This window comes from Thermogutta sp. (assembly GCF_014359955.1).
Taxonomy (GTDB): domain Bacteria; phylum Planctomycetota; class Planctomycetia; order Pirellulales; family Thermoguttaceae; genus Thermogutta.
In genome coordinates, this window is sequence record NZ_JACIYL010000047.1 from 1 (window position 1) to 11522 (window position 11522).

Here is an 11522-nt window from a genome sequence, read left to right on the forward strand (position 1 = left end):
GTGCGTTTTGCAGTTTCAGCGAAAGGACGTGCGGATTTACCGTTATTTGCTCATGCTGAGCACTTTTCAGGTCGTCTCCGCCTGCGCTTTTTTTCACGGGGTCGTTTTCGGACTATTGCTGGTCGTCTATCTCATTCTGGCCCTGACGGCGCTCCTGCTGGTGACGTATTTCGGCGAATGGGAGGCCCAGGAGGACAGCCGAAAGATGGAGTCTCGGACCACCCAGCAAAGCCAGTCATGGCCGCTCTTTATCAGTGTGGTGGCTGATCCACCCGATCCGCGTGCGCCGATAGGCATTAATTGGGGACTGCTGGGCAGGATGGCCCGCGTTGTGGTGAGTTCCGCCCTGTTCAGTGGTCTTGTATTCTTTATTGTGCCGCGTCTCAGCACCCGCCCCTGGCCGGGTATTGCGCCCGCGCCTATCCGAACGGTGGGTTTCGATGCTGCGGTAACCCTGGAAGAAGTGGGGGATCTCCTCGATGACCCTACCCCTGTCATGCGGGTGGAGGTCGCAACACTCGATGGAAAACCTTTGGGTTACGTGGGCCCGCTCTATCTGCGAGGCGGATCGCTCCCAGTCTACTACGAGAAACACTGGTCCCTCAATCCCTTCTTCGTCCAGAACGAGATTCGTCCTCTCCAACCGCTGTTCCGCGGACCGGGGCAGTCGCTTTTCTTGCAAAGAATCGTCCTGGAGAGAACGCAGGGTCCAGAAGTTTTCGCCATCTGGCCGGCGGGTAAATGGGACGACTCCCATCTGCTTTACGATCCCGAGCGTACGCGCGTTTTGCGGGTGACGGAAGAGAATCGCCGCGCCACGTATGAGATGACCACCTCAGCCTTGGAGTTCGGCCGCCAGGCCGATCTTGTCCCGGCCACGGACCCGGTGCGGCTGACCCCTTTTTTGCAGCTTCCCTGGATCATTTTCCAGCCGGACTGGTGGGGCGGGCGTTTCGTGGTCCATCGTGAGCTGTATTACAGACGGGGGTGGGATCGTTTGGAACAACTCGCCGCCAAGTGGGCCAAGGAGGCTCCCTGGCCCGAAGACGATCATTTTCATCTCGCCAAGCATTTTGAGCAAATCCTGGCGTTTTCCGGCGAGTTTCAGTACTCTACCGAGGCCGTGTCGCGTGATCCCGAGCTTGATCCCGTGGTGGATTTTCTCACTGAGACTCGGAAGGGACACTGCGAGTATTTCGCCACAGCCCTGGCCCTCCTTCTTCGTTGCCGGGGAATCCCCACGCGGATCGTCATCGGCTACAAAACGGAGGAATTCAACACCCTGGGCGGGTTTTATCAGACTCGGCAGCGTGATGCCCATGCCTGGGTGGAGGCTTATCTCAGCCCGGACAAACTCACTCCGGAATTGGTACAAGACAGGCCTTCCCAAGTGTGGCAATATGGGGCGTGGCTTCGCCTGGATCCCACCCCACCGTCGGCCAGTCGTGCGAATGCAAACCAAACCTTCTGGCAACGCCTCTGGACTACCTACACGTTTCTCGATTACCTCTGGCTGAAGTACGTCATGCAACTGGACAGGGTTACTCAGCAGGCAGAGGTCTACCGCCCGGTCCGGCGTCGCGTGCAGGAGGGAGTGGCAACGCTTGTCCGTCCAGAGCGGTGGCGAGAAATGGTGGAATCCGCCAATGCAGCGGTACGCCGGGCCCTGGTGGAGTTTTCGCAGTGGCGCATGGTGGGTGCCGGCTTGGTGGTTGTCGTCCTGGGCGCGTTCGGGATGCTTTGGCTGTGGCGGGATCCTTTACGCCGGATATGGATCATCCGAAAGCTGCCGTTTCGCCGGAGCTGGTCACCGCTGGGGGATCATGTGATCGTCCAGGTGCATGGCGAGCTCCAGAGGCTGCTTCAGCGGGCTCATTCGCCGCGATTACCCGGCGAAACACCCCTAGCCTTTGTGGAACGCGTGGCCCAGCTTCAGCTTGCCGGTGGATCGTCCGCGTGTGACGGTTGGACTGCGTCCGCCCGGCGGATCGTCGATCTCTATTACCGATTTCGATTTGGCGATCACGCACCAACGGCGACGGAGATCGAGGAAATGGCCGAAGCGTTGCAGAGGGTGAGATCAGCCCTCCGCGCGCGCCGCAAAAACAACCGTCCAAAAAATCAGAGAGGGAATAGCGACAATCCCGAACTGCGGTAACGTCTCGGCATCGCCCCGGCTCAGGCTCAATGAGCTTTACTCATGAGCTTTACTCCGCCGGTTCGATGGTGGCCGTCATCGAACCGCGACACTCTTTGACGAGCGGGTCGCGGCCAAAGGCGTGGATCTGGTCCCGTTTCAGCTCCGCATGCTCCTTGGTGGTGGTGAGAACAATGCACCGGCCGGTCTTGTCCACTTCCTCGGCCATCAGGTAAGCCTTGGTAAAAGAATAGCCGAAAAGTTGCATGAGCATGCGGATGACGTAATCGTAGGTGTGGTCGTCATCATTCCAGAGGACGACATGATAGCGCGGGACGTGCTGGATACGCGGCTTTTTGCGACGCTTCTTCTTCGGACGGACCTGGACCACAGTCGTCCCGGATCCCTCCAACTTTTCTTGGTTGCTCATGGCTGTGTGTTTCCGTAGGATTTCCGCAAGCAACCAATTCCGGACCGGCTCAATACCCGTTGGCCGTGATGCTCCCCGTGGTCTAACCTGCCTAATGAAATTATAGTGAGGATTCTTCTGGCTACAAAGTCGAGGAGACATAACCGTGCGCGAGATTGATCGGGTCCTCACCTATTTGGAATCGGAACAAGAGGCGGCCGTTGACCGACTCTGTCAGTTTTTGCGAATCCCCAGCGTCAGCGCGGACAGCAAATATGCCAGCGACGTCCGTCGTGCCGCGGAATGGGTGGGCAGCTTCCTCCGCGACGCGGGATTGAAAACGGAAACGATTGAGAACCGTGGACACCCCCTCATTCTGGCGGAAACCCCCCATCAAGACGGACTTCCCACCGTCCTCATTTACGGCCATTATGACGTGCAACCGGCCGAAAACGTTCATCTTTGGACCAGTTCGCCGTTCGAGCCCACCATTCGCAACGGGGCGATCTACGCGAGGGGTGCCAGCGATGACAAAGGACAGCTTCTTACCCATATGCTGTCCGTGCGGGCATGGAAGCAGGTCACCGGGAGCTGGCCCGTCAACTTTAAGTTCATCATCGAAGGCGAAGAGGAAACCGGCAGCCACGTGCTCCAGCGGTTTCTTGAACAGGCAGGCGATCGTCTGGCGTGCGACTGCGTGGTGATCAGCGACGGCAGCCAGTTTGGGCCGGATCAGCCTGCCATCACCTATGGTCTGCGAGGGATTGCCTATTTTGAGCTTCGCGTCTCCGGGCCTTCCCACGATCTGCATTCCGGGGTCTTCGGCGGCACGGTCACCAATCCCGCGAACGCGCTGGCCCAGATGCTTGCCGGACTGATAGACGATGAAGGCCGCGTGAATATCCCCGGCTTCTACGACGACGTTGACCCCCCCACCCCTGAAGAGCGCGAGCGGTTACGCCAGTTACCGTTCGACGAAAAGGCGTTCTGGCAGAGTCTGGGCGTTGACTCGGCAGTGGGAGAGGTCGGTTACACCGTTCTGGAGCGGCGGTGGATTCGGCCTACCTACGACGTGTGCGGAATCTGGGGTGGCTATCAGGGAGAGGGCGCCAAGACGGTCATTCCCGCCGAAGCGGGAGCCAAGATCAGCTTTCGACTGGTCCCAAGGCAGCATCCAACTCGGGTGCGGGAACTCCTTGAAAAGCGCTTGAAGGAACTCTGTCCACCGGGGATCCGTTTCCAACTCCTTGATCTTCATGGATCACCCGCGGTCGTCACCCCGCTGGACAGTCCATTCATCAAAGCGGCCGAGAAAGCCCTTCGAGCGGCGTTTCCCAATCCGCCTGTGTTCACCCGGGAAGGTGGCTCGATCCCCATTGTCAGCAAGTTTCAGGAGCGGCTCCGCGCGGACGTCTTGCTGTTGGGCTGGGGGCAGTATGACGACAACGCGCACGGCCCCGACGAGAAATTCCTCCTGGCCGATTTCCACCGCGGAACGCTCGCCAGCGCCCATCTCTGGCAGGAGATCCGCGAAATCGCGAACACACGAGCGTAGGCCAGGCATCGCACCCTGAAAGGCCCTGCTCGAGACCAGTCGTGAGCAACGGCTGGTGCTGATTGGGGCTTTAACACCACCAGGAAAGACTTTGCGACGGGAGGATAAGGAATCAATGCTCGACCGACGATTTGTGCTGGAAAATGTGGACGCCGTCAAACGGAATTGTGAAATCCGCGGCGTACGTGTGGATGTGGACCGTTTCGTAGCGCTGGAGACACGTCGCCGGGAATTGCAGGCCAAGCTCGATGAACTGAACCGTCAAGCCAACCAAATTGCCAAATCCATCGCCCGATGTGCCAGTGAAGAGGAACGCCAGGCCCGGCGCGAAGAGGGGCGGCAGGTTCGGGAACAGGCCGCGGCCGTGGAAAAAGAGCTCCGTTCCGTCGAGGAAGAAGCCACGGCACTCCTCAAGCAAATTCCTAACATGACGCATCCCGACGCACCGATCGGTGATGCTTCCGCATCGCGGGAAGTGGGACGGGGTAAATGGCCTGTGCGGACGTTCGACTTTCCCGTCAAAGATCATGTGGAAATCGCGGAGAAACTTGATCTTATCGATTTCGAGGCGGGGGCCCGGGTGGCCGGACACGGCTTTTACTTCCTGAAAAATGAGGCCGTCCTGCTGGAATTGGCCCTGCAGCGGTTCGCGGTGGATATTCTCCGTCAGGAGGGCTTCGTCATCACGACCACCCCGGATCTCGCGCGCAACGAAATCCTCGAAGGCATCGGCTTTCTCCCGCGGGGTCCCGAAACCCAAATCTACAGCATCGAAAACAGCGATCTCAGTCTGATTGCGACGGCCGAAATCACTCTCGGCGGTTATTATGCGGGCCATATCTTCGAGGCTGAGCAGCTTCCTCTGAAAATGGCGGGCATCAGCCACTGTTTTCGGACCGAAGCAGGTGCCCACGGACGGGCCACACGCGGTATTTATCGAGTCCACCAGTTCACCAAGGTGGAAATGTTCGCGTTCACCCTGCCGGAACAGAGCGATCCCATGCTCGAGTATTTCCGCAGTATCGAGTGCCGCATTTTTGACGAACTTGGAATTCCCTATCGGGTCATTGACACGGCGTCTGGTGATCTGGGAGGGCCCGCCTATCGAAAATACGATCTGGAGGCCTGGATGCCCGGCCGGGGAGAATTCGGTGAAGTCACCAGCACTTCCAACTGTACCGACTATCAGGCTCGGCGTCTGGATATTCGCTATCGCATTAAAGGCGAACGCGGCACACGGTTCGTCCACACGTTGAACGGCACGGCGATCGCGATCAGTCGGGCACTCATCGCCATTTTGGAGAATTACCAGCAGGCCGACGGTTCGGTTCTCGTGCCCGACGTCCTTCGCCCCTACGTCGGTTTAGAGAAAATCGGTCCCCGGTGAATGAGCGCTTTTCGGTACCGCTACGCCGGTACGACTGTTTGCGGTGAGAATCGCGTCAGCCTGCAAAGTGGGGGGACTTCAGATTAGCTTGGGGACGTATCCATCCCGACTTTTGCAAAAACCTAGGAGACACCGCGGGCGCAATGTATTTCGGGGCAATTCGTGGATTGCCCCTACCTGACTGCGGTTAGAGCTGTTGTAGCGGGTGAACGCCACGCGGTTCTGCGACGGCCGGCTGGGCCGAGCCACATTTCTTCAACCTGGGGATGTGTCAGGCTCGGCTGGCCTTGACGACGTCCAACAACGGGAATAGATTTAATCTAGCAAGTAGATCGAAGGGCTGACGAAAATGAAGAATATTTGCGCGAACCTTAGCCTTGGCCTGTTGTTACTGCCTCCTCGTTGAGGCCGGCCTTTCGGTTCGCGCAGCAGAAAGCGAAAATTCATGAACCCAGGGCCGGCAGGTCCTGGGTTCCTTGCTTTTTACGGATGATTGACCACGACGTGGAATCGTGTGGCTGGACAGTCGCCCTATGAGTGATTGATAGCGGCCGCTTGCCGAACTGGCGGCTTTCGTGGGCCGAACGGCTCGCGGGTCGACAGTCGCTGTTCGGAAGCTGAGCCCGATGGACGCAAACTGATGGCACTCAGGTGTCGCATGATAGGACCCAGCACTTCGCACCGACACTGGCTTCATCCGACGAGGGCATGGTTGGTGTTGCGCCCGCCGACCGATCGGTCGGCTTCCCACTTGAACGAGGTCAGTTCGGTTGGACGGGCTGCCGCTCGTCCTCAAAGGTCTTGATAAACCTTCCCTTTTGTTGGATCGCAGTTTTCAGAGGACGTTTCTGGAACAGGAACCTGCTGGGTCAAAGAGATTCCGGGCTGGGCGAGCCTGGCTGTGACCGCAAGGCTTGAGCCCGGCCTGATGTGAACACATAAGAGAAAGGGTGACTTGACAATGTACGACGACGAAACTCCCAAACCGAGCACCACTCGACGGATCATCATATTTGACACCACACTGCGCGACGGCGAGCAATCGCCGGGATGCAGCATGAACCTTCAGGAAAAACTGGAGGTTGCCCATGCCCTGGCCCAACTGGGCGTGGACGTCATCGAGGCGGGCTTCCCCATTGCCTCACCTGGCGATTTCGAGGCCGTCAAAGCCATCGCCCAGGAAATTCGCGGACCAGTGATCTGTGGTTTGGCCCGCTGTCGCGAAGCCGATATTGACCGGGCATGGGAAGCCCTTCGCGGGGCTGAATCGCCGAGGATTCACGTCTTCCTGGCTACCAGCGCCATCCATCGCGAACACAAATTGCGGATGACGAAGGAACAGATCATCGAGCTGGCCGTCGCGGGGGTCCGCCGGGCAGCGAAATACTGTTCCAACGTGGAATTCTCGCCCGAAGACGCCGCACGCACGGAAATTGATTTCCTCTGTCAGGTTGTGGAAGCTGCGATCGATGCGGGAGCCACCACCGTCAATATCCCGGACACGGTTGGGTACGCTGTGCCCTCGCAGATGTACCGGCTGATCAAGACCCTCCGCGAACGGGTGCCCAATATCGATAAAGCCGTCATCAGCGTCCACTGCCATGACGACCTCGGCATGGCCGTCGCCAATAGCCTGGCCGCCATTCAAGCCGGTGCCGGGCAGGTGGAGTGCACGATTAACGGGATCGGAGAACGGGCTGGCAATTGCGCTCTGGAAGAGATTGTGATGGCCCTCCGTGTGCGGCAGGATGTTTTTCATGCAGACACCGGAGTCGTGAGCCAGCGATTGGTTCCCACCAGCCGCCTGGTGGCCGGGATCACGGGAATGGTGGTCCAGCGAAACAAGGCCATCGTCGGACAAAACGCGTTCGCGCACGAAGCGGGAATTCATCAGGACGGCATTCTCAAAGAGCCGCGAACGTACGAAATCATGCGACCGGAGGACGTCGGCTTCTCCCGAAGCGACCTCGTACTGGGCAAACACAGCGGTCGCGCGGCATTGGCAGCGCGGGCCAAAGCCCTGGGTTACGAATTGACGCCGGAGCAACTCGACCGGGTCTTCCAGGAATTCAAAATCCTGGCCGACAAAAAGAAAGAGGTTTACGATGGCGATCTGGCGGCCCTCATCGAGCAGCAGACGCGCGTTGTGCCGGATACCTGGACCCTTGAATCGTACTCGCTCACAGTGGGCACACAGCGGGTTCCCGAGGTAACTATGACGTTGCGCCGGGCCGACAACGAAGTCCGCACGGTCACTCTCAGTGCAGGCGACGGTCCCGTGGATGCCGTCTTTCTGGCCATCGAAAAACTCACGGGGATTTCTGTGGCCTGTCGGGATTTTCATGTCCACAGCGTGACCGTCGGAAAGGACGCCCTGGGTGAGGTCCAGGTGCAGGTGGAGTATAATGGCGACATCTACCGAGGTCGCGGAGTTTCCACGGATAGCCTGGAGGCCAGCGCCAAGGCGTTTCTGAATGCGATCAACCGGATCCTGGCGAAAAATCACCAGCCCGAGAAGGCGACAGCCGTTAAGCCTGCCGGTTGACGATGATATGGCACGGTTGCCAGAACGCACAGCCGCCGAGAACGGGCTGCCGGTTGTCCCGGCGGACAGTTTAGAGCCTGTCGAAATCCGAACGGTTTCCGCACATGGATGTCGATTTCGAGATTTTCGCATAGTTCGTAGCGCGTCGACGGCCGATTGAGGCCGGGGCCGAGTGGCGGAATGGTAGACGCACAGGACTTAAAATCCTGTGGGGAGTTATCCCCGTGCGGGTTCGAATCCCGCCTCGGCTAGTCGGCAAGCTGACGGAAGCCGTCGGCGGTGTCAACTCTCTTCGCAGGGGGTGATAAGCGCGGTTGAAAATAGATCAATCAGAAAGAGCCGCAGAACGAAAACGCCCTCGCCCGTCACGATCGCCCAATTGCAGCCCGGGAATTGGCAAGCCCATTCACGGAGGGCGGCCCCGTCGTTGGTTGCGTTCTCGTGCCCGGTCAATAGGAATGGATGATCGGACCTTGAAGAGTGGACCTGACGACCAGGTCTCTCCGCATTTGGAGTCCGGGGCTTTAGCCCCGCTTTCCGCGCGGGACTTCAGTCCCCGGTGAAAGGGAATCGGCCACCGAGCGTCGAATGGCAGACCCGATGAGCATGTCTTTCCGCGGTGTGTTTTGGAGGGGCACGCTTGTCGTGCCCGGGGGAAGCGATGGGGCATTGGTCGGTATTCATCGGACCCGACAAGCGGGTCCCTCCGAATGCGAACGTGACAGGCAGGGTTTTCCGCGCTGAATCTCAGTTTCTTAAGACTTTGCCGAGGTTTGCAGGCCTTTCCCGGGCCCCAGACAAAGTGGGGATGAGTTGGCCGAGGAAAATGTTGACAATGGGGCTGATGAAACCGTACAGTGGACCTTGACGGACCACCTGAACACGGTCCGGGATATTGCCAAGTACGATCCGGGCAGCAACATGACCACCGTGGTCAACCATCTCATCTACGACGCCTTCGGCAAGGTGACGTCGGAGAGTAATCCGACGATCGATAGTCTCTTCTTATTCACGGGTAGACCGTTCGATAGTGATACCCAACTTCAAAACAACCTCAACCGCTGGTACGATGCTTCGGTCGGCCGCTGGCTGAGCGAGGATCCGGTGGGCTTCGCTGCCGGGGATGGGAATTTGTATCGGTATGTGTTCAACGATGTGTTGCGATATCCAGATTCGCTTGGTCTTTTCTGCGGCGAGTGTCAGCCGCCGATACCGAAGTATGCGAACCAATATAACAAGCGTGTCGTGGATATTGCCGTCACCGCGGGCCAGAGCCCCTCACAAGAGAGAGCCGCAGAATCCATAGAGCGGAATCTCGAGGCACTGGGGTATATTCAAGCATTCGGCGATGTAGCAACGGCTGCTCTCCTCGGAACCAAGGAGGCATTAGAAGCATTGGTAAACGCTATTGCAGAGATAGCTTCGTCTGCATACTCCGGTGTAACGGGCGCACCAAACCACGTGTACATGAGGCGGGGTTATATCGTTTGGCTCATTGTGGAGTTTGAATCTTGTGAACCCTGCTGTGTTTGGCCGATAGTCAAGGGCTATGAGTTCGTTACGCATCGGAAGGAGGTACCCGTTCGCGCACCGGAGGGCGCAAACGTTATTCCCGGATTTTACGGCTATCCCCCTTATGGCAGAGGACCGACATGGGAGGAGCTTCGTGATGCGATTCAGCGTGTTCTGGCCCCTGGCCCTATTGATGACTCTCGTGACTGGATGCGACCTTGGTAAGCGTGATCACGCAAAAGTGGAGCATACAGTGAGCATTTTGGACGGTATCCTCCGGGGTGAGTCCGTCTTTGATCCAGAGGTACTACCTGCGTGTTTCAGGGCTCGTGAGTCTCTTAAGGCTGGTGGCTCGCAAGCTCTTCGACAGCCCGTTCTGTTATGGGCAATCATGCGTCCCTCACGCGTTCTAAACTCCGATGATGCATTTTCCTTAGATATTGCATGGCTGACACTTGATGATGCGAGTATCGCAGGGGTTTATTTTCTCTCTCGCTCTGAGTCAGATCCCAAAATGGTCAAGAGCAGAATGCGGTTGGAGTGGGTGGACGCAGGCACAGCCTACTCGGTGAGATTTTACGAGGAGGGGGCTTTGCGGGCAGTCAAGGACCTCAGTGTTGAATCAGCAATGCGTCTGGGAGTCCTCTTGATCACTTTTGATGAGGAAGTCGCTAACCAGGTTCCTGAGGAATGGAGGAGAGCGACGGTTGCACTACCTCGCGAGTTTGAGTTCGAACAAAACCTGTATTTTGGCCTCTTGCTCAACGATGATAGCCTTTCTGCGCCGATACGAATTCTCCGGCGCAGTGCACGTGACGAGAAACTCCCGCAATAAGGGCATGGCGAGATAGACACATTTGCCTGACTGTTTGAAAACGACCATGCGTTCGATGTGACCAAACTTCTTGGCAACGAGACAGTTGACGGCGGCACACCCGACCTTGTACAGTGGACGCTGCCGGACCACTTAAACACGTTAACGGCACACTGGACGGACCAACTGAATACCGTTTGGGATATTACCGTTAGGCACGATCCGGGATATTGCCAGCTCCGGCACAAACGCTTGGCAGGGTGGTCGCAAGACCCGACAACCCAGATGTGGCGGAGGCAAGGGGCGACGATCGTGGTCAACCACCTCATCTATGACGCCATTGGCCGGGTGACGTCGGAGAGTAATCCGGCGACAGGGGACATCCTCTACCCTGATAACTGGCCGTTATTAGTCGGTAATAGTCTCTTTTTATTCACGGGTAGACCATTCGATAGTGACACCGAACTTCAAAACAACCTCAACCGCTGGTACGATGCTTCGGTTGGCCGCTGGCTGAGCGAGGATCCCATCGGCTTCGCTGGTGGGGACGGGAATTTGTATCGGTATGTGGGGACATTGGAGTTTTGCAAAGGGATCCATCACGCCTCATCGGCATGCCCAGGGACACGGACAGTCCTTCTCGAGCTTTATGGGAGGCAATTCGCAAGGGGCGGTGGGATATTGCGCGGGACACGCTTGACGACATCTTAAAATACGTTGCCGATCCAAAGGTCCGGAATTCGCTTCAACAATTGAAGTCCGCGATCAATACTATCGAGCACTTGGATAAATGGCGTAATAAAATGCTCAAAGCATCGTACGCCCGATGGTGTCAGGAGCTAAGATCATTAGAGAAGACCTTGAGAAAACACCTCGCGCAGCCGTATCGTCAAGGTGTCGACACGAAAGAGACCTGGATTTTTCGTTATCAGATCGATTATCTGAGACAGCTCCTGAAGCAGAGCTATTGAGGATTGCTACCTGGAGGCCCTTCAATGACGGAAGACGCGGAAGCACGGCTACTCCTGAACGCAGCCCATGCCTGTGTTCGAGCCTGTAAAGGAACCTCTGCACAATTCCTGGGTAACGGCATTATAATCTGAGGGGTTACAACTGTTGATAGAAAGAGAAGGAGTACTACAGCGGCATAATTGACTGGACAG

General features: G+C 57.5%; 8 protein-coding genes, 1 tRNA gene and 1 pseudogene. 8 read left to right on the forward strand and 2 right to left on the reverse strand.

Going from position 1 to position 11522, the window contains the following annotated elements; translation table 11 throughout:
- Positions 1 to 2158 (forward strand): DUF3488 and transglutaminase-like domain-containing protein (locus tag H5U08_RS02820; RefSeq protein ID WP_297029861.1); only part of this gene is annotated, 2158 nt, incomplete at its 5' end.
- Positions 2159 to 2207: 49 nt separating this feature from the next.
- On the opposite strand, the gene H5U08_RS02825 is transcribed toward H5U08_RS02820, so the two are convergent.
- Positions 2208 to 2567, reverse strand: a complete 360-nt coding sequence (locus H5U08_RS02825) for an ATP-dependent Clp protease adaptor ClpS (RefSeq protein WP_297029864.1) — start codon at positions 2565 to 2567, stop codon at positions 2208 to 2210.
- A gap of 145 nt (positions 2568 to 2712) precedes the next feature.
- Between H5U08_RS02825 and H5U08_RS02830 the strand changes: the two genes are divergently transcribed.
- From H5U08_RS02830 to H5U08_RS02845, 4 genes are all read left to right on the forward strand, one after another.
- Positions 2713 to 4101 (forward strand): dipeptidase, encoded by a 1389-nt coding sequence (locus H5U08_RS02830; RefSeq protein WP_297029866.1) that lies wholly within the window; start codon positions 2713 to 2715, stop codon positions 4099 to 4101.
- Positions 4102 to 4216: 115 nt separating this feature from the next.
- Positions 4217 to 5488, forward strand: coding sequence for a serine--tRNA ligase (serS, locus tag H5U08_RS02835; protein WP_297029868.1), 1272 nt, complete (start codon positions 4217 to 4219; stop codon positions 5486 to 5488).
- A 961-nt stretch (positions 5489 to 6449) separates the two neighbouring features.
- Positions 6450 to 8033 carry a 2-isopropylmalate synthase gene (locus H5U08_RS02840; RefSeq protein WP_297029870.1) on the forward strand — a complete coding sequence of 528 codons (1584 nt, stop codon included), beginning with the start codon at positions 6450 to 6452 and terminating at the stop codon, positions 8031 to 8033.
- A gap of 166 nt (positions 8034 to 8199) precedes the next feature.
- Positions 8200 to 8284, forward strand: a tRNA-Leu gene (locus H5U08_RS02845).
- A 31-nt stretch (positions 8285 to 8315) separates the two neighbouring features.
- Here the strand turns inward: H5U08_RS02845 and H5U08_RS19795 are convergent.
- Positions 8316 to 8498, reverse strand: a pseudogene (locus H5U08_RS19795) (hypothetical protein); the annotation flags it as partial.
- A 348-nt stretch (positions 8499 to 8846) separates the two neighbouring features.
- On the opposite strand from H5U08_RS19795, the gene H5U08_RS02850 reads away from it, so the two are divergent.
- The 3 genes from H5U08_RS02850 to H5U08_RS02860 all read left to right on the forward strand — a co-directional run bounded on the left by H5U08_RS02850 (position 8847) and on the right by H5U08_RS02860 (position 11070).
- Positions 8847 to 9770, forward strand: coding sequence for an RHS repeat-associated core domain-containing protein (locus tag H5U08_RS02850; RefSeq protein WP_297029873.1), 924 nt, complete (start codon positions 8847 to 8849; stop codon positions 9768 to 9770).
- Between the two features lie 289 nt (positions 9771 to 10059).
- Positions 10060 to 10380 carry a hypothetical protein gene (locus H5U08_RS02855; protein WP_297029875.1) on the forward strand — a complete coding sequence of 107 codons (321 nt, stop codon included), beginning with the start codon at positions 10060 to 10062 and terminating at the stop codon, positions 10378 to 10380.
- Positions 10381 to 10437: 57 nt separating this feature from the next.
- Entirely contained in the window at positions 10438 to 11070 is a 633-nt protein-coding gene (locus H5U08_RS02860; protein ID WP_297029877.1) for an RHS repeat-associated core domain-containing protein, read from the forward strand.
- Positions 11071 to 11522 lie beyond the last annotated feature (452 nt).